We start from the raw sequence: 19511 nt of genomic DNA, 5'->3' as shown, positions 1-19511 counted from the left end.
GCTCCGGAACCCCTTGACCATTATGGCCCACCAGGCTGACTGTTCAGACTTCTCCTTGAGGCTCCAAGGGAACAGAAGAGTTGAAGATGCGATTAACCCCGGTGAAGGGGTCGGTGAACTCCAAGCGACGGGCCACCAATTGCAGTGGTCGGGAGAAGTCGTCATAGGCACGGGTCTGGATCCGGGGGTAAAGATCGTCGCCCACTATGGGCAGCCCCAGAGCGTTCATGTGCACACGAAGCTGGTGGGTCTTACCGGTCTTCGGGTAAAGGGTGTAGGTGGCCAGGCATCCCTGGCCCGCCGTCAAATCGATCCGAGTAACCGCATTGACAGGCCCTCGCTCCTCCCAGGCCTGGAGAACCCCTCGGCGTTTGATTACCCTGGAACGGCGCTCTAGCGGAAAGACCCGTGGTGGATCCAGGTGTTGCACGGTGCCGGTCCGCGGGCGAGCCATGGGTCCTACCGGCGCCAGGCACTGGTAGACCTTGCGCACGCGATGCTCCTGGAAGAGCATCTGATAGGCCCGCCTGGCAGCCGGATCTCGCACCAGAACCAGCACGCCTGCAGTAGCCCTGTCCAGCCGGTGGGCGGGTATGATGGCGGGCTCCCCGTAGAGCCGGCGCATCCGGATCAGCACGGTACTGGCGTACCACATCCCTCGAGGCATAGTGGCCAGAAAATGGGGCTTGTCGACCACGATGATGCGTTGGTCCTCGTATATGATTCTGGGTTCGAAGGGGATCTGCGGCTCCTTCAGGACCATCCGGTGCCCCCGCTGCCCGGACCCGACAGCCATGGGACCCTATTCCACCGTGACTGACTTGGCCAGATTGCGGGGCTTGTCCACATCCAGACCTTTGAGCCGGGCCATGTCCAAGGCGAACAGCTGCAGGGGGACCACATCAACCAGGGGGCTGAGCAGGGTCGGGCAGGGCGGCCGCCAAAAGACCACGTCAGCATAGCGGTCGGCATCCGGGTCGCCCTCCTCAGCCACGACGATGGTGAAGGCACCACGGGCCTTGACCTCCTCGATGGCCGAGATGACCTTGTCGTGCAGTACATTGCGGCCCCGTGCGCTGGGGACGATGACCACCACAGGCTCCCCTGGCTCCACCAGAGCGATGGGACCGTGCTTGAGCTCGCCAGCGGCGAACCCCTCGGTGAAGATGTAGGCGATCTCCTTGAGCTTGAGCGCCCCCTCCAGCGCCACCGGGTAGCCCACATGCCGACCCAGGAAGAGGAAGGAACGGGCCTTGGACATGCGCTCAGCCGTCTGGCTGATGACCTCGGCCTGTCCGTCCAGCACCTTCTGGATCTTGGCAGGCATGGCCTTGAGGCTGTCGATGGTCTGGTGGATCTCGTCTCGATACATGGTTCCCTTGACCTGGGCCAGGTAGAGCCCCAGCAGGTAGGCCGCCACGATCTGGGCCAGGAAAGCCTTGGTCGAGGCCACAGCCACCTCCGGGCCGGCGTGGGTGTAGAGCACCGCATCGGACTCCCTGGGGATGGTGGACCCTTGGGTGTTGCAAATGGCCAAAACCCGCGAACCCTGCTCCCGTGCATGCCGAAGCGCCATCAGCGTGTCCATGGTCTCCCCGGACTGGGAAATGGCCACAACCAGGGTGCGCGGGGTCAGAATGGGATCGCGGTAACGGAACTCATGGGCCAGCTCAACCTCCACCGGGATGCGCACCCAGTGCTCGATGGCGTACTTGGCCACCAGGCCAGCGTAAGAGGCCGTCCCGCAAGCCACAACGATGATCTTGTCGATCTGGCGGAAGACCTCTTCATCGATGTGAACCTCGTCCAGATCCAGGTCGCCTGACTCATCGTACCGGCCCAAGAGGGTGTTGGAGACGGCCGCCGGATCCTCGTGGATCTCCTTGTCCATGAAGGAGTCCCAGCCTCCTTTTTCGGCGGCCGAGGCATCCCAGTCAATGGTGTAGCGGCGCGGATGCTCCACCGGATGCCCCTGAAAGTCGGTGACCAGGACCTGGTCCGCACTGATGCAGACAGCCTGGTCCTGCCCCAGCTCCATGGCCTGGCGTGTATAGGCTACGAAGGCCGCCACATCGGAGCCCAGGTAGTTCTCCCCGTCTCCCAGGCCGACCACCAGCGGCGAATCGTGTCGGACGCCCACCACCAGATCAGGCTGACGTGAGTCCACAGCCAGGATGGTGAAAGCTCCTTTGAGCATGCGGGCCAACCGCCTGATGGCCTCGAAGATGTCGGGCCGGCCGGTAGCGTCGACGATCTCCTGGGCAATCTTGCCTAGAAGCTTGGCCGCCACTTCAGTATCCGTAGAGGACACGAAGGTGTATCCCTCGGTCTCAAGGTCCAGCCGCAGCCTGGAGGCGTTCTCGATGATCCCGTTGTGGATCAGCGCGACCTTGCCGTCACGGCTGGTGTGGGGATGAGCGTTGACATCAGTGGGTTCGCCATTGGTGGCCCAGCGGGTGTGCCCGATGCCCACGGTGGCCTCGGGCATGGGCTTGGTCTTCAGATCAGCAACCAGATTGCCCAGGCGCCCCGCCTTCTTGCGCACGGCCACCTGCGTCTTTCCCGGGGCAGCCAGGGCCACTCCAGCCGAGTCATAGCCCCGGTACTCCAAACGTTCCAGACCCTTGAGGCAGACCTCCAGGGGCCTGCCACAGGCCGTCCGTACTGACCCCGCATAACCGACGATTCCGCACATGGACCCCAGTCTAGCCATGGGAGCTCCGCCGTCGCCTGTCCGGAAGGCTTCTTGCCGGAATTTCTACAACCTGAACAGCGCCTGAGCCTAGAGTACGGTGTGCAAGAATTCAGCGAACCTCTCGGAGTGCGGATGGTCGATGATGTCAGGACCTCCCTGCTCCACCACGACACCCTGGTCCATAAAGACGATCTGCTCAGCCACCTCGCGGGCGAAGCCCATCTCATGGGTGACCACCACCATGGTCATGCCCTGTTGGGCCACCTGCCGCATGACCCCCAGAACCTCTCCCACCAGCTCAGGATCCAGGGCTGAGGTGGGCTCGTCGAAGAGCATGATGTCGGGGTGCATGGCCAGGGCTCGCGCAATGGCCACACGCTGCTGCTGACCGCCGGAGAGCTGGGCAGGATAATAGTCCATCCTGTCCTCCAGTCCTACACGTTCCAGCTGGGCCTGTGCCTCCTTGCGGGCATCGCTCTTAGGAACCCGGCCCACATGGACCGGCGCCTCCATGACGTTCTCCAAGGCAGTCATATGAGGAAAGAGGTTGAAGCGTTGGAAGACCATGCCGATCTTGGAGCGCTGCCTGGCAATGGCCTTGTCGTCCAGGGTCTGCAGCACAGGGCCCTTGCCGGTATCGATCTTCTGGTATCCGGTCAGCTCGCCGTCCACATAGATTTCGCCGGCTGTGCGGGTCTCCAGCTGGTTAATCAGCCGCAGCAGCGTTGACTTGCCCGAACCAGAAGGCCCTAGGACGGCCGTTACCGTGCCGGGCATGACCTCCAGGTTGATTCCCCGCAGTACATGCTGGTCGCCGAATACCTTATGCACATTCCTGATGACGATGGCCGGATTCTTATTGCCTTGACCATCTTTCTTGGTCTGCCTGTCCTCGTCCATGATTCTCCTCCTGCGCTCAGGCGTTCAGCCCGGCCATCATGACCTTGTTGACTTTGTCAGTTTCCTGACGGGTCTGCGGGTCCTCGCCATCCTTGCCGTCCTTGTTCCCCGACCCTGCCAGGGGCCGCGAGTCGAAGCCCTTGCCGTAGTGCTTCTCCAGCTGGGCCTGAATGACCATGAGAACGGAGGTGATGACCAGGTACCAGATGCAGGCCACGATCAGCAGCGGGATGGTCTTGTAGATGCGGCTGGCGATGGCGTTGGTGGCGAACTGAAGTTCCAGGGTGAAGGGCACGGCAAGGGCCAGGGATGTGGTCTTGAGCATGCCGATGGTCTCATTGCCGGTAGGTGGCACGATGATGCGCATGGCCTGAGGCAGGACGATCCGCCGCATGATCATGGAGGGCGGCATGCCCAGAGCCTTGGCGGCCTCCTCCTGGCCAGGGTCCACAGCCTCGATGCCGGCACGGACGATTTCGGAAAGGTAGGCAGCCTCGTTCAGTCCCAGACCCAGCACCGTGGCCACGGTGGCGTTGAGCACGGTCTTGGTGTCGATGCTCCAGAACTCTGGCCCGAAGGGGATGCCGATGGCCAGCTTGGGTATTAGCACGGAAAGCAGGCCCCAGAAGACCAGCTGGGTATATACAGGAGTGCCGCGGAAGAACCAGATGAAGAACCAGCTGACCCAGCGCAGAACCGGATTGGACGACTTGCGCATGACTGCCAGGATGATGGCCAGGATTGTGGCCAGGACCATGGCGTAGACAGTCAGCAGAAGGGTCCACTTGATACCGTCCAGGACATGCTCGTTGAAGAGGTACTTCCAGACCGTGGGCCAATCAAAGTTGGGATTGGTCACCATGCCATGGATCAGCATGGCCACGAAAATGGCCACGATGACGGCAGCCACGATCGGCCCCGGCTTGCGCACCGGCCTGGCCTCTATTCTGCCGGGGATCTGAATCTGGTCCGTCCCCTTCTTGGTATGCATCTCCTGCTTCCTTCCGCACCGCTGAACGTATTCAGGCCCAGCCTATCCAGCCGGGCCAACCGCTAGGCGCAGTCCGGTTGTTGAGCCGACCCTCGCCTAGAGGCCTGTCTCAGTCAGAGACCGCAGGGTTGATCTCCGCCTTTTCGACTGCCCCGCTCTGGACGCCCCAGTTCTTGAGGATCTTGGCGTAGGTGCCGTCGTCGATCAGCTTCTGGAGCGCCGCCTGGGTGGCCTCAGCCATGCCGCTGCCCTTCTTCAGAGCGGCGCCTTGCAGGACGATGTCGGTATCCTTGCCCAGCTTCTCCAGCTGGCCGTCGGTCTGCTTGATGGCATACCCGGTCACCTGGGAGTCGGCGTAGAAGACGTCGATCTTGCCGTTGACCACCGCTGTGGCGGCATCGGTCTGCTGCTTGTAGGACTGCACATCCACCGGCTTCTTGCCCTTGGCCTTGCACTCGGCCGAGATCTTGTCGGTCGCCTGCTGCTCTTCGATGGTGCCCGTCTGCACACCGACCTTGACGCCGCAGATGTCGTCAGGATTGATCTTGTTGGGGTTGCCTTTTTTGACTGCAAAGGCCGTGCCTGCCTTGAAGGTGGTGACGAAGTCAACCGACTGCATCCGCTCCTTGGTGATGGTGAAGCTGGAGATACCTGCGTCGTACTTGCTGCCGATGGCTGGGATGATGGTGTCAAAGGAGGCGCTGACCATCTCCCCCTTGAGCCCCATCACCTTGGCAATGGCGTTGGACAGGTCGATGTCATAGCCGATCGGTGTCTTGCCGTCCTCATTCATGAATTCACCGGGCGCATACGAGGTCTCCATGCCCACAGTCAGCTTGCCGTCCTTGGCAACCGACTCGGGTACCTTGGCCGCGATGGCCGGATCCTTCTTGATGCCACTGACATCAAAAGCCGCCGGGTGGGAACTTGTTGTGGCCTTGCCCGACGCACTGTTGTTGTCCGCCTCGTCGGTGGTTCCGCAGGCCCCGATGGAGGCCAGCAGGGCGACACTCAGAGCCGCCGTCAGCATCGCCTTGATCTTGCCCATGTCTTCTCCTCTTCCGGACCGCCCCGAGGCGACCCTCCGTGTCCCTTGATCGACATGCACTATTATGCACACATTTGTATTTTTATGCACGCGGCTGACTGTTGGTCTTCCATTGCGGTTTGCTCTGCAGGGCGGAATTTGGCTCCAGATCAAGCTTCAGGACCTTATAGAACACCGCCAATCGCCTTAGCCCCGGGCGTGTCGACCTGCATAGTGCAAGGGAATATCAGCCAGACGACCGTCCCTATCCAAGAGTCATCTGAGCATCGGAAAGTGCATAAGCACGTATCTCAGCCCCGACGGTTCCGGTAGCGCATGGCCCTTTGGGCCTCACGGCGGTCCTGTTCCTCCCGCAGGGACTGACGCTTGTCATACTCACGTTTGCCCCTTGCCACGGCGATCTCCACCTTGACTCTGCCATCCTTGAAATACAAGCTCAGTGGGACGATGGTGTAGCCCTTGGCCTGAATCTGCCGCTCCAGGCGAATGATCTGCTTGGCATGCAGAAGCAGCTTGCGCTTGCGCTTGGGGGCATGATTGTTCCAGGTGCCGTTGAGATATTCAGGGATATTCGCGTTCTCCAGCCAGACCTCGTGCCGACGGTCGATGCTGACGAATGACTCGGCCAGGGAGGCCCGCCCCTCGCGCAAGGACTTGACCTCAGTCCCGGTCAGGGCGATGCCTGCCTCATACCGATCCTCGATCTGGTAGTCATGACGGGCCCTGCGATTCTGGGCAATCATCGACGTGCCAGTCTCCTTAGCCATGATGTCCTCCTCCGGACCATGCCGATCATGTCGCCTGGTAGGCCGGACGGCTAGGAGTGGCGTCCCAGGTGGCGGACCTGGTCCGCTTCGATGTCAGTAATGAATGTACTGGTAGTTGCCAGCCCCGTAAACCGTCTCATAGGCAGGGAACGAGGCAAATCCGGTGCCTCCCTCGGAGATGAGCACGGACCCGTCCCCGTTGACCCGCTCGACCACGGCCACATGACCATAGGTCCAGTCGGCGTTCCAGTAACCGACACGCTGGCCACGGGCGAAGACCATGGCGGCTCCGACGTGTGGAGTGTTGTTGACCAAGTAGCCCAGACTGCGTGCGGTATTGGCCCAGTCAGCCCCGTTGCCCATGTAGGATCCCACAGGAAGGGACAGCTGCGAGCGGCGGATGTAGGCCCAGAGGGTGCACTGACGGGGGGGATAAGCGCTGCCGCCCACCGAGTTGCCGGTGGGATGGCCGTAGCAGAACCCAGAACCCTCAGGACAGCTGCCAGGTACCCCGTAATTCATACCGGAGGCACCTCCACCGCCCCCGTTGCTCGGCGGAGCCGGCTGCGGAGCCGGCGATGGTGCGGAGCCGCCACCGCCGACCTGCTGGGCGCCGCCGGCATGGGGATCTGCACCGCCGCCGGCATTGCCTGTGTTGAGGGAATCGATCATCGACTCGGTGGCCACGATGTCAGCGGCCTCACGGGCTGACTGGGTGGTCAGGGCAGCCTTCTGCCCCTCCAGCTGCTTGCGTGCTGCAGTTCCCTGGTCGCGCAAGGCCTGCAGACTGTCCTGCTTGGCCTGCGCCGCGGCTGCCGCCTGTTGAGCTGCCGCCTGCTGCTGGTCGGCCTTGGCCTTCAATGTGCTGATCTGCTCCTCGATGGCCTCGAGACGCTGCTTGCGATTCATGGACGAATTGAGGGTGTTGGCGGCATCATTGGCTGTGTTGGCCTCGGATCGGGTCACGGCTGCATCGGACTGCATCTTGTCCACAAAGTCCTTGGTGCTGGAGGACTTGGTCACCACATCCATGACCTGGGAAGCCTCAGAGCCGTGGAAGCTTTTTCTCGCCATCTGCGCCACACCGGCCTTGGCATCGTCATAGTCGATGCCGGTCTGACGGATCTTGGCCTCCAGGTCGGCACGATCCTTGCGGGCCGCCTGCAGTCGGTCGTTGGTGGCCTGAACCAGACTGTCGGCCTGCTCGGCCTGCTGCTGAGCTTCGACAGCGCTCTGCTGAGCCGCCGGGATCTGGTTGGCTGTCAGATCGTTGAGGCTGAGAATCTGGTCGGCCAGCTGGCTGTTGACACCTGCCAGTTTGTTCTTCAGAGCCTCATGGCTCTGCACCTTCTGCTGATAGCTACTCCAATCGGCCCGGGCCGGCGCAGGGGCCACCGTCAACCCCAGGATCCCACCGCCCAGCATCATGGCCAACGACCCCACCAGGCCGCAGATGGCTTCCAAGTGCTTCGTACGATTCATGGTCAAGTCCTCACTATCACTTATCCATGCTAGTCATCATTATGGCAGAGTTCGTGCCCATAAGGTCAACCCGGCCCGTCGCTGCGGATCAGATCCTCAGATACCGCCGCAGGGAGATGGAAGAGGCCAATGCGGACAAGAGCATGGCCCCCAGGATCAACGCCGGGGCCATGAGCAGGACCGTGGACTGGTCCACGTAGGGCATCCACTGGACCGTCCGGGCCAGCCAATCCGTGATGAAAAGCTTGACGATGGCGCTCAGAGCGCCGACAGCCAGAAGAGACCCCAGCAAGGATGCCACCACGCCCTCCAGGATGAAGGGCAGCCGTATGGTCCAGTTGGAGGCTCCCACCAGTCTCATGATCTCGGTCTCGTTGCGACGCGAGGCGGCGCTCATCCTGATGGTGGTGCCAGTCAGCAGGATGGCCACGATCACCATGACTACGGCCAGAACCAGGGTGACTGCCGTAGCCCTGTTGAGGATCTTGAAGACCGGATCGAATATCTGGCGCTGGTCGGACACCTCCTCTACGCCGTCGCGTCCGGACAGCACCTCGGAGACCACCTGGTACTTGGTTGGATCCTTGAGCTTGAGACGCAGGGAGGCCTGCATGTCCGCTGCGGTCATGGTCCTTCCCTCATATGTGCCGTTGGGGTACTGCTTGAGGAAGGTGTTCTTGAAGAAGTCCTCCCGGCTCTGGTAGGTGATTTTTGCCACAGAGTCGCGCAGCTCAGTATTGATGGTGTTCTCCAGCTTGACGATCTCGTCGTTGGTGGGCGCCTTGCCGGTCGCGCAGGATGCCGCCTGGCTGGCACCGTCCGGGCATAGCCAGACCACTACCTCTACTTGGTCGTACCAGTCCCCCTTGGCCTTGCTGATCTGGGCCTGCATGAGTCCCGATGCGCCGATGAAGAGGAAGGAGATGAACGTGACCAGCATGACCGAGAGGATCATGGAACCGTTGCGCCGCAGGTTGTCCCAGGTGCTGGAAAGGATGAACCGCAGTCTCATCGTGCCGCCTTCTTCTTGTCATGACGCTCGTCCCGAGCCTGTGCTCCGCTCTTTTGCTGGGGCTTCCTGGCCGCCTTGGGGGCTTCAGGGGGAGCGGGCGGGGCCGGCGGGGCCCCCATGGACTCGGCACCGTAAGACTCAACATCATGATCTATTTCATTCGTCGAGTCCTTTTTACTGGTCCTGCTCTTGCCGGAGGGTGCTTTTGAGGATTGCGCGCCGTCCTGCTTCATGCGGACCGCAGCCTGACCGGATTCGCCGGTCGGTTGGGCTGGGCTGGATACATCGGGCCTCTTGAACTGTTGTTCACGATCAGAAGCCTCAGCAGAGGATTCCTTCAACGGTTGGCGGTTTTTGACTTTGTCATCTTTCTTGGGCCCGCCTTGACCATGGTCATGATTGTGATCGTCATGCGCGAGACCCTTGCGGTCACGACCTGGGTTCCTATCCTGCTCTTGACTGCCCGCATCTTCGGGCCGCGGAGCAGCTTCCGAACCACGAGCGGACTTCCGAGACTTCCTGGAGGCTGCAGGTTCTGCAGGTTCTGCAGGTTCTGCTTGGGGACGATTCCCGGATTCGGCGCGATCAATTCCTGCCTTGCCCTGGTCTTTGTCACCGGAACCTTCACTCGACTGACCCGGTCGATCCTGGCTGCCCTGAGACACCGGTGCAGGTCTGCGGAATCGTTCGTCAGAATCGGAGTCGGCCTTCCGATCGGGCTGCCCCGCAGAGGCTTCTCCATGCTGACTGGAATCTTCCTGCGCAGACTCAAGACTGCCCAGGCCCTTCCCCCAGGTCAGGGTGTCCTCCACCGAGGTGAAGACCTGCCCATAACGTCCTGTTCTCCCCGAATGCATGGACTTGGCCAGCCGTGCGATTCCCTCATCGCCATACTGACCCTGGTCGACGGCCTGTGCCGCCGCCTGGACCACCTGCTTGGCCCCCTTGGTTCCATCCGCGATGGGTTCGGTAGCCGAGCTATTCCCATCCTGCACGACAACCTGCACCGGACGGCGCCCTCCAACACCAACCTCACGAGCACGGTCCAGGGCATCGCCGTCGGCGGGATCCCCGATGGCATGATGGGAGCGCGCCGCAACCTCGGCATCGGGGAAGAAGCGCGAAGAATCGTAGGAACCGTGGGCCTCGTCGCGCATGATCCGACCCGTATGCAGCTCCACCACCCGCTTGCGCATGGAGTTGACGATCTCCTCGTTGTGGGTGGCCATGACCACGGTGGTGCCGGTCCGGTTGATGGCATCCAGAACCTCCATAATGCCCAGGGAGGTTGTGGGATCTAGATTGCCTGTGGGCTCGTCAGCCAGCAGGATTTCCGGATTATTGACGTAGGCGCGGGCCAAAGCCACCCTTTGCGCCTCGCCGCCGGAAAGCTCGTGCGGGTAGTTTTGCTCCTTGCCCGTCAGCCCCACGGTCTTGAGCACCTGAGGCACCAGAGTCTTGATGGTGGACCGGCGAGCGCCGATGACTTCCAGCGTGAAGGCCACATTCTGCCATACGGTCTTGTTGTTGAGCAGCTTGTAATCCTGGAACACAAAGCCGATGGAGCGCCGATACCCGGGAATCTCACGATTGCGCAGACGTCGCAGGTCGTTGCCGGCCACACGGATCTCCCCCTCGGTGGCCTCCTCCTCGCGCAGAAGCAGGCGAAGCAGGGTGGTCTTGCCCGACCCGCTGGCGCCCACAAGGAAGACAAAATCCCCACGATCGACATCCAGGCTGATGTCATCCAAGGCGGGACGGGACCCCTTGGGGTAGATCTTGGTCACGTCCTTGAGCGAAATCAACGCCATTGACTCTCCGTTCCTCGGTATTCCCCTACAGAGGCTATCAAGAAGACCGACACCACACGCTCATGAAACACCGACCCGGAAGAGGCCGAGCGCAGGGTTATTTGCTGGCTTCCTCCTCACGGGCCTGAACCCGCTGCTGATGCCGCCAGCGGATGCCGGCCTCTATGAAGGCATCGATGTTGCCGTCGAAAACGCCCTGGGTGTCAGAGGTCTCGTATCCGGTGCGCAGATCCTTGACCATCTGGTAGGGATGCAGCACATATGAGCGCATCTGGTCCCCCCAGCTGGCCTTGATGTCGCCGGCCAGCTCTTTCTTCTTCTTGGCCTCCTCTTCGTGCCGCAGCACCAGCAGACGGGACTGCAGAACGGCCATGGCAGCCGCACGGTTCTGGATCTGGCTGCGCTCATCCTGCATGGTGACCACGATATTGGTCGGCAAATGAGTGATACGCACGGCCGAATAGGTCGTGTTGACACCCTGGCCGCCGGGGCCGGAAGAGCAGTAGGTATCCACTCGGATATCCGAATCGGGGATGTCGATGTGGTCGGTTGGCTCCACCAGGGGGATGACCTCGACGGCGGCGAAAGAGGTCTGCCGTCGGCCCTGGTTGTCAAAGGGCGAGATCCGCACCAGACGATGGGTGCCGCCCTCCACCGACAGCCGACCGTAGGCGTAGGGGGCATCCACCTGGAAGGTGGCTGACTTGATGCCGGCCTCCTCTGCATAGGAGGTATCCATGACCTTGGTGGAGAAGCCGTGCCGCTCAGCCCACCTCATGTACATGCGCAGGAGCATTTGGGCCCAGTCAGCTGCGTCCACCCCGCCGGCGCCAGAGCGGATAGTGACCACGGCGGCGCGCTCGTCATACTCCCCGTCCAGCAGGGTCTGGATCTCCATGTCAGCCAGGTCGGACCTCAAGGAGTCGATCTCCTTGCGGGCCTCCACCAGGGTGTCCTGGTCATGCTCCTCCTGGCCCAGCTCCTCCAGAGCCTGGACATCCTCCAGCCGGGAGGATGCGGACTCCAGATGCTTGAGCTGGGATTGCAGGGCCGAGAGCCTGCTGGTCACCTTCTGGGCATTCTCCTGATCATCCCAGAGTCCGGGCGCGCTGGCCTGACGCTCCAGATCAGCAATCCGCGAGCGCAAACCCTCCGGGTCCAGCGCCTTGGAAATCATCTCGTACTTGGCCTTGGCCTGATCCAATGCTTGGGCAAAATCCATCTCTGCCATACCGTCTCACCGCTTTCCAGACCGGCTCCACGCGAGTCGGTCGCCGTCTTCATTCCCATTTGCCTTTGACTGTGACGGCCGGATTCCCGCCGACCGGACGGACCGGGTCAAAGGCCGCTGAAGATGGCGGGAATGACAAGACTGGCCAGCAAAGCCACGGCAATGACCAGGCAGACCGCCCTGGCTGTGTTGCGGCGCCGACGTTCCCGGCGCTCGCGCTCATGACTGTAGGCACTCATGATTGATAATTTTACCTACCGGCTGGGACCTGGCTGGCGACCATCCAGACCCGACTGTCGGACGGACCATCGCTGTTTGAGCATCGACCGGTTTATCCTGTAAGACAACCTATGACAATACGACTGCACAGCCTGAAGGAGGAACGATGAGCACAGCACGCACCGCATGGGGTTGGGGCTTGGCCAGCCAGGACGAGCAGGGCCGGACCCTGGACACCTGGTACCCCAAGGCCGAGATCTCGACACCGCCGACCCCGGCCAACCGTCCCAACCACGACTTTGGCGACCAGGTCAACAACCAGCCCGACGCCCGCGGCATCCGAAAGGTTCCGGTCTTCACCGTGGCCGATTTGGATGGCCCAATAGCCAATGCCGCCGATGCCTATCTGCGGCTTCATCTGCTCAGCATGCGCCTGAGCCTTCCCAACAGCATGAACCTGGATGGGATCTTCGAACAGCTCAACACGGTGGTCTGGACCAACTACGGACCCTTTGCCGTGGAGGACTTCGCCCTGCGCCGGTCAGCGGTCATGGCCGCAACCAGCCGGTCCATGCCAGGCATCCCGGTGACACAGGTAACGGTGCTGAGCGTGGACAAGTTCCCCCGCATGGTGGATTATGTGGTTCCCGAGGGTGTACGCATCGGCAACGCCGACCGGATTCGGCTCGGCGCCTATCTGGCGCCGGGAACGACAGTCATGCACGAGGGCTTCGTCAACTTCAACGCTGGCACGCTGGGCCACTCCATGGTCGAAGGACGGATCTCCCAGGGAGTCGTGGTCGGCGACGGTTCGGACATCGGTGGCGGAGCCTCCATCATGGGCACCCTGTCCGGAGGAGGCCGCCACCGGGTCTCCATTGGTCAGCACTCCTTGCTGGGAGCCAACGCCGGCATCGGCATCTCCCTAGGCGACGACTGCGTGGTTGAAGCCGGGCTCTATGTCACCGCCGGCACCAAGATCGGCCTGGGCGACGAGGAGGTCAAGGGGGCAGCACTCAGCGGACGGGATCATCTGCTCTTCATCCGCGACTCCCGCACGGGCCAGGTCAGAGCCCTGCCCCGCAAGAAGGGGATCGAGCTGAACGAACGACTGCACGCCAACTGAACCCAGGCGGTCATAAGACTCAGCGCTCTTCTATAGGCAGGTAGTCGCGTGGCCCCTGACCGGTATAGACCTGCCTGGGTCGACCTATTTTCGTGTCAGGATCGTCCAGCATCTCCCGGTACTGGGCGATCCATCCGGGGATGCGACCCAAGGCGAAGAGCGTGGTGAACATCTCCGGGTCGAAGCCGATGGCGCGGTAGATGAGCCCGGTGTAAAAATCCACGTTGGGATACAGGTGCCGCTCGACGAAGTAGTCGTCATGCAGGGCCAGGTCCTCCAGCTGGAGGGCCACGTCGAAGAGCTCTGCATCCTCGGCGTTCCTGTCCTGGTCGGGCTCGTCCATGAGCTTGTAGAGCCACTGCTTGGCTATTGCCGCGCGCGGGTCATAGGACTTATAGACCCGGTGGCCCAGACCCGCGATTTTCCGCCCCTCGTTCTTGGCCTGGTCCACATAGCCTCGTACGCCCAGTCCGGAATCCCGTATGTTCTTCAGCTGGCGCAGCACGGCCTCGTTGGCGCCGCCGTGCAGGGGGCCTGACAGAGTGTTGATGCCGGCGGCCACCGCAGAATACAGGTTGGCCCGGGCCGAGCCGGCAATCCTCACCACTGAGGTGGAGCAGTTCTGCTCATGGTCGGCATGGATGATCAGGAGCTTGTCCAAGGCTTGCACCCTGAGAGGATCGGCCTGATAAGGCTGGTAGGGCATGGCGAAGCTCATCCGCAGGAAGTCCTCCACATAGCCCCAGGTTCTGTCCGGGTAGAGCAGAGGCTGGTCGCGGCGACGACGGTGGATCAGGGAGACGATGGTGCGCACCTTGGCCATGATGATGGCGCTGGCCTCCTCCAGCTGATCAGGATCATCAACATTGCAGGTGTCAGGATGAAAGCCTGCAAGTGCGTTGACCGCTGCGGCCAGCACACTCATGGGGTGAGCCTGGCGGGGGAAGGACGAGAGCAGATGGCGGAAGTCCTCACCCACGACCGTGTAACCCAGGACATGGCTGCGGAACCGCTGGTACTGCTCGGCATCAGGCAGTTCGCCATGGGACAGCAGCCAGGCCACTTCGAGAAAATTGGACTGGGCGCACAAGTCCTCTATGGCATAGCCCCTGTAGCGCAGTATGGACCGCTTGCCGTCAATGAAGGTAATTCCCGAAACGCACTGAGCTGTGGTCTGGAAGCCGGGATCGAGCGTGACCCAGCCGTCATTGCGCAGGGAGGAGACCAGAATGCCGTCGGGCCCCTCGGTGGCGCGAACCAACGGCAAATCAACCTGGTCGGAACCGATGGACAACCGTGCTGTAGACACCACGCACCTCCTGTCAATCAACCAGTGAGGTGCCAGTGAGCGTCGACGGCCATGCCAGATCAGGCTACCGGCACCTGTACCGGCTTGGAATTGCCGACATGCTAACAGAAACAATCACGATTTCGATTACCGGCTTGTAACCGCAAGCAGGAATCCGCAGCCTCCACCCACGATGCGCAGCTCCAAGCCAGTGCCGTCTTCGCTCCCGCACCAGCTTGCGGGCACAAGGCCAATGAAGCAAGTGCAGGCATCAAACAGGGTCGGCATCAAAAAAGGATCCAAGAGCATCCACATTGTGGACATTCCTAAATCCCTTATAGTCCTGATTCGGCCTCGGACAGCCTTCTGGCTCAGTCCCTGGTCGTCAGGATGACAGGCCCCTGCTCGGTGATGGCGATGGTGTGCTCGCTGTGGGCGCCGCGCGATCCATCTGCAGAACGCAGGGTCCACCCATCCTTGGGATCCTGGTAAATCTGATCGGTGGTCGCTAGGAACCAAGGCTCAATGGCGATGACCAGACCCGGGCGCAGCTTGTAGCCGTGATGGGGAGTGCCGTCGTTGGGCACATGGGGATCGCCATGCATGATCCGCCCTACCCCGTGGCCGCCGAACTCCAGGTTGACGCTGTATCCGTTTTCATGGGCAACCTCACCGACTGCAGCGGAGATGTCGCCTAGGCGGTTACCGGGCTGAGCCTGGGCGATGCCGGCCTTCAGGGCCTCTTCGGTGGTCCGAATCAGCCGCAGATCCTCCGGATCGGCATGCTCGCCCACAACGAAGCTGATGGCCGAGTCGCCTACCCAGCCGTCCACGTTGATGGCCAGATCGAGGGAGAGCAGGTCGCCGTCCTTGAGGTTGTAGTCATAAGGCACCCCATGCAGGACGGCATCGTTGACGGATAGGCAGATGTAGTGGGCGAAGGGTCCGGTGCCGAAATCAGGCGCATAATCCACATAACAGGAAGTGGCTCCCTTGCGGGAGTTGATCCTGTCCTTGACGTAGTCGTCCAGCTCCAGGAGGTTGACCCCAGGCTTGCTCATGGCCTTGAGCTCCTTGAGGATGCTGCCGACAAACCTCCCCGCCGGCTTCATCTGTTCGATCTCCTGCTTGGTTTTGAGCTCGATCATCCTCTGCGTCCTTTCATGATTGGTGCCCGCGGGTGCCGCCCCTCAGGATCCTGCCCAAGTACTACCTCTCAGTATTATCGGGTCACTCGGACGAGTCCGGATCTCAGTTCCGGCCGAAGGTGAAGGCCCTGATAATGGAGACGACTCCCAGCACCAGAAGAGCGCACCCACTGAAGATAACCAGGAAGATGACGGAGCTCAACGGGTAGATCATGACGATGATTCCGGCGATGATGGAGACGATGCCGGAGAAGATGGCCCAGCCTGAATGCGGGAGCCCCCAGGAGGCGGCCAGGCTCATCACGCCCTCCATGATCCAGCTGATGCCCACAATGATGGTGACCAGCAGGGTCAGCGCTGAAGCGGACAGGGCCGTGTTCCTGACGATGACGATGCCGCCGACGGCAATCAGGGCGCCAAAGAGGACACCCAGCACCCTCCAGCCGCCAGGAAGCCCCTTGGACACGATGGAGGTGGCCAGACGAACCACGCCGGAGATGATGAAGTAGATACCCAGCACCACGGTCACGGCAATCAGGGTCTTGTCCGGCCTGAGCAGCAGGGCCAGGCCCAGGATGACTCCAATCACGCCCATGACGCCCATGATGACGCGGATGGCCCGCAGGGTTCTGAATCCCAGGTCCTCAGCGATCATGGAGAAAGGATCCATCCGCGGCGGGCGCCCCTGATAGCCGGGGTATTGCCCATACTGGGCATAATTATTCTGGTATTGGCCGCTATTCTGCCCAGAATCCTGACCACCGTACTGATTGGGCTGACCGCCCTGCATGGGATCCGTCATACCGTCCTCTTTCGCTCGCTCAGGGCGGCCTATGGGCCGTCCCGTTACCGTCTTCCAAGTGTAAATCACCAACGGAGGCAATCGCGGCTTTTCCCTTCGGCGGAGGATTCGCCAGTCCGTCGATTGCCGGTGACCACAGGGTATGGCATGTCACCAAAGATGGCTAGGCTTGTACCATGGCACAATCTACAGCATCCACGACCTCCTCCGGACTTGATCCGGCCTCCTTCTCTTCGGTCATTCGCCCTCAGGACGATCTTTTCCGCTTCGTCAACGGCCCCTGGATCGACACCTACAGTCTGCCCGAGGACCGCTCCCGGTTCGGCTCCTTCGACAAGCTTGCCGAGGATGCCGAAGCACAGATCCATGAAATCCTCGAGGATCCGGAATCTCCGGCAGTCAAATCGGCCCTGCTCTATCGCAGCTTCCTGGACACCGATGCCATCGAGGCTGCGGGAATGGAACCCATCCGCTCCGACCTGCAGGCCATTGATGATGTACCCGACAAGACAGCGTTAACCAGCCTGCTCGGCCAGCTCAATCCGACTGGCGGCCCCGATCTGTTCGGCATCGCCATCTATGGCGATCCGGGCAATGCTGGCGTCAACGTGGCTCATGTGGAGCAGGCTGGGCTGGGACTCCCCGACGAGGCCTACTACCGGGAGAAGAGCTACGCTCCAGTCCGCCAGGCCTACACCGACATGGTCGCCTCATTGCTCAGGCTCTCCGGCTACGCCGACGACCAGGAGGGTGCCCACAGGCAGGCGGAGTCCTTCCTTGAAGTCGAGACGCGCATAGCGGCACGCCACTGGGACAACGTATCCACTCGAGATGAGGATCGCACCTACAATCCCACCACCCTGGCTGATTTGGAGTCAACGCTCGCCGATTTCGATCTGCACACCTGGATCGAATCCTGGCAGAAGGCCTATGCAGCCAGCCCTGTCGCCAATGTGCAACCAGTCGAACTGAGCGCAGCCCTGTCCAGGACCATCGTGCACGAACCCTCCTTCCTGCAGGGTTTGAACGAGCTATGGAAGACCAGCGATCTGGAGGATCTCAAACTCTGGGCCCGCGTGCACACCCTGATCGAGTGGGCAGGTCTGCTCAGCAGCGACTTCGATCAGGCCAGGTTCGACTTCTACGGGAAGGTCCTTTCCGGCACGACCAAGATGCGGGACCGCTGGAAGCGAGCCGTCTCCCTGGTCAACGGCATTTGCGGCGAGGAGGTCGGACGCGAATATGTGCGTCGGCACTTCCCTGCCTCCAGCAAGGCCCGCATGGAGGCCCTGGTCTCAGACCTGATCGACGCCTACCGGGTCTCCATCACCTCCAGCGACTGGCTGGGCGAACAGACCAAGGTCAAGGCTCTGGCCAAGCTGGACAAATTCTCGCCCAAGATCGGCTACACCGAGCACTGGCGCGACTACACGGCCCTGGCTGTGGACGAGAAGCTGGGCCTGGTCGACAACGTGCGGCGGGCCAACCTCTACGAGTCCGGTTATCAGTTCGGCAAGGCCGGCCAGCCTGTGGACAAGGAAGAGTGGCTGATGAACCCTCAGACGGTCAACGCCTACTATGAGCCCACCCTGAATGTCATTGTCTTCCCGGCAGCCATCCTGCAGCCGCCCTTCTTCGATCCTGAAGCCGACGATGCCGTCAACTACGGAGGCATCGGATCGGTCATCGGTCATGAGATCGGCCACGGATTCGACGACCAGGGTTCCAAGTACGACGGCGACGGACGTCTGCAGGACTGGTGGACCCCGCAGGACCGTGAGAACTTCGAGCAGCGGACCAAGGCGCTCATCGAACAGTACAACGGGTTCGTCCCCCAGCAGCTTGCCGAGAAGTACGCCGACAAGCCCGAGCAGGCACCTCATGTCAATGGGGCGCTGACCATCGGCGAAAACATAGGAGACCTGGGAGGCGTCAACATCGCTATCAAGGCCTATGCCATCGCCTTGCAGAAGCGGCAGGGCGGCACGGCCAGGTCAGACGACGCGGCCATGGATCAGGCATTGGCCTCGGCTCCGGTCATGGACGGCTACACTGGCCTGCAGCGGTTCTTCCTGTCCTATGCCTCCATCTGGAGGACCAAGAACAGGGATCAGCTGGCCGAACAGTATCTGCAGATCGACCCCCACTCCCCTGCTGAATTCCGCACCAACGGCATCGTCAGGAATGTGGATCGCTTCTACCAGGCCTTCGGGGTCACCGCCGAGGACGGCATGTGGCTGGAACCCGAAGCACGGGTCAAGATCTGGTAAGCCTGTTCTGATTGAAATCATCGGTTGACGGTTTCAATCAGCCTGTTGATCAAGGCGGGATGTCGACTGGAATCAGCCGGCCTTCCGCCTTCGTCTTGCTCGGCCGAAACAACCATTGCTCATCCAGCATTGGAAGCCCTCACTGGTGTCCGCTCGGCTGCAGATGATACCGATGATGCTGGGGCGGTTTCAGAGGGTGAAGATGTCAGCGGAGTGGTCCAAGGATCCGCACCGGCGGCCCCCTCATCGATAGATGCAGTGCCCGATCGGATCCTGGTGAAGGTATCCTGTCCCCTAGCCAGGTCGTGACCGATGCCATCCGCTACCAAGACCAGGCTGCTATGCGGCTGGCCGTCGCTGGTCCACTCCTCTGTCACCAAGGATCCCGTCACCATGACCGGATCGCCCTTGTGCAGACAGGCCAGAGCATTAACCGCCAGAGTCCTGAAAGCCTTGACTGTCAGCCAGGTAGTGGATTTTCGTTTCCATACCCCAGCCGCAGCATCGTAATAGGCCGGTGTAGAGCCCAGCCTGAAGGAGCAGACTGGTGTGGCTCCCGGCTGTCCCAGACGGGCCGGCTGGGTCCCCATAAAACCGAAGACCGTCGTTTTTATTTCGTTGATGGACATATCGGAACCTCTCTGTCGATGGTATGAATCCGACGCTGTAAACCTGCCGGTCGATTACTCATTGCATAGCAGTGAAGCCGTCCCACGGAGAA

The 19511-nt window shown here is 61.4% G+C and carries 16 protein-coding genes and 1 pseudogene; 2 read left to right on the top strand and 15 right to left on the bottom strand.

Translation table 11 applies throughout. From position 1 onward, the window contains the following. Window positions 1–43: 43 nt before the first annotated feature. From FPK30_RS02570 to FPK30_RS08260, 11 genes and pseudogenes are all read right to left on the bottom strand, one after another. A complete protein-coding gene (locus FPK30_RS02570) occupies window positions 44–796 on the bottom strand; it encodes a pseudouridine synthase (RefSeq protein ID WP_144085139.1) in 753 nt (250 codons plus the stop codon). 6 nt (window positions 797–802) lie between these two features. Continuing rightward, window positions 803–2695 (bottom strand): glutamine--fructose-6-phosphate transaminase (isomerizing), encoded by a 1893-nt coding sequence (gene glmS, locus FPK30_RS02565; RefSeq protein ID WP_144085218.1) that lies wholly within the window; start codon window positions 2693–2695, stop codon window positions 803–805. A gap of 87 nt (window positions 2696–2782) precedes the next feature. Then, entirely contained in the window at window positions 2783–3595 is an 813-nt protein-coding gene (locus FPK30_RS02560; RefSeq protein WP_144085138.1) for an amino acid ABC transporter ATP-binding protein, read from the bottom strand. Between the two features lie 16 nt (window positions 3596–3611). Further along, on the bottom strand, window positions 3612–4586 hold the full coding sequence (locus FPK30_RS02555; RefSeq protein ID WP_144085137.1) for an amino acid ABC transporter permease: 975 nt from the start codon (window positions 4584–4586) through the stop codon (window positions 3612–3614). Between the two features lie 109 nt (window positions 4587–4695). After that, window positions 4696–5634 carry an ABC transporter substrate-binding protein gene (locus FPK30_RS02550; RefSeq protein WP_144085136.1) on the bottom strand — a complete coding sequence of 313 codons (939 nt, stop codon included), beginning with the start codon at window positions 5632–5634 and terminating at the stop codon, window positions 4696–4698. 290 nt (window positions 5635–5924) lie between these two features. After that, window positions 5925–6401 (bottom strand): SsrA-binding protein SmpB, encoded by a 477-nt coding sequence (gene smpB / locus FPK30_RS02545; RefSeq protein ID WP_024626674.1) that lies wholly within the window; start codon window positions 6399–6401, stop codon window positions 5925–5927. Between the two features lie 93 nt (window positions 6402–6494). Beyond that, window positions 6495–7883 carry a CHAP domain-containing protein gene (locus tag FPK30_RS02540; RefSeq protein WP_144085135.1) on the bottom strand — a complete coding sequence of 463 codons (1389 nt, stop codon included), beginning with the start codon at window positions 7881–7883 and terminating at the stop codon, window positions 6495–6497. An 88-nt stretch (window positions 7884–7971) separates the two neighbouring features. After that, window positions 7972–8895 carry a permease-like cell division protein FtsX gene (gene ftsX, locus FPK30_RS02535; protein ID WP_144085134.1) on the bottom strand — a complete coding sequence of 308 codons (924 nt, stop codon included), beginning with the start codon at window positions 8893–8895 and terminating at the stop codon, window positions 7972–7974. A gap of 775 nt (window positions 8896–9670) precedes the next feature. After that, window positions 9671–10706 (bottom strand): annotated as a pseudogene (gene ftsE / locus FPK30_RS08265) (cell division ATP-binding protein FtsE); the annotation flags it as partial. A gap of 97 nt (window positions 10707–10803) precedes the next feature. Next, entirely contained in the window at window positions 10804–11937 is a 1134-nt protein-coding gene (gene prfB, locus FPK30_RS02525; protein WP_045924723.1) for a peptide chain release factor 2, read from the bottom strand. Window positions 11938–12044: 107 nt separating this feature from the next. Beyond that, complete coding sequence (locus FPK30_RS08260) at window positions 12045–12176, bottom strand: hypothetical protein (protein WP_255297770.1); 132 nt, start codon at window positions 12174–12176, stop codon at window positions 12045–12047. A gap of 146 nt (window positions 12177–12322) precedes the next feature. On the opposite strand from FPK30_RS08260, the gene dapD reads away from it, so the two are divergent. Continuing rightward, entirely contained in the window at window positions 12323–13282 is a 960-nt protein-coding gene (dapD, locus tag FPK30_RS02520; protein WP_144085132.1) for a 2,3,4,5-tetrahydropyridine-2,6-dicarboxylate N-succinyltransferase, read from the top strand. 19 nt (window positions 13283–13301) lie between these two features. Here the strand turns inward: dapD and FPK30_RS02515 are convergent, their stop codons facing one another. The 3 genes from FPK30_RS02515 to FPK30_RS02505 all read right to left on the bottom strand — a co-directional run bounded on the left by FPK30_RS02515 (window position 13302) and on the right by FPK30_RS02505 (window position 16520). Further along, a complete protein-coding gene (locus tag FPK30_RS02515) occupies window positions 13302–14591 on the bottom strand; it encodes a citrate synthase (RefSeq protein WP_144085217.1) in 1290 nt (429 codons plus the stop codon). A gap of 350 nt (window positions 14592–14941) precedes the next feature. After that, the gene (gene map, locus FPK30_RS02510; protein ID WP_029678693.1) at window positions 14942–15718 is read right to left on the bottom strand and encodes a type I methionyl aminopeptidase; all 777 of its coding nucleotides are present in this window, start codon (window positions 15716–15718) and stop codon (window positions 14942–14944) included. 103 nt (window positions 15719–15821) lie between these two features. Next, a complete protein-coding gene (locus FPK30_RS02505; RefSeq protein ID WP_144085131.1) occupies window positions 15822–16520 on the bottom strand; it encodes an HdeD family acid-resistance protein in 699 nt (232 codons plus the stop codon). Between the two features lie 176 nt (window positions 16521–16696). Between FPK30_RS02505 and FPK30_RS02500 the strand changes: the two genes are divergently transcribed. After that, window positions 16697–18790 (top strand): M13 family metallopeptidase, encoded by a 2094-nt coding sequence (locus FPK30_RS02500; protein ID WP_144085130.1) that lies wholly within the window; start codon window positions 16697–16699, stop codon window positions 18788–18790. Between the two features lie 119 nt (window positions 18791–18909). On the opposite strand, the gene FPK30_RS02495 is transcribed toward FPK30_RS02500, so the two are convergent. Next, a complete protein-coding gene (locus FPK30_RS02495) occupies window positions 18910–19419 on the bottom strand; it encodes a single-stranded DNA-binding protein (protein WP_144085129.1) in 510 nt (169 codons plus the stop codon). Between the last annotated feature and the right edge of the window lie 92 nt (window positions 19420–19511).

This window comes from Bifidobacterium apousia, from assembly GCF_007559275.1.
Lineage (GTDB): Bacteria > Actinomycetota > Actinomycetes > Actinomycetales > Bifidobacteriaceae > Bombiscardovia > Bombiscardovia apousia.
This window is presented reverse-complemented; position numbering and strand designations above follow the sequence as displayed.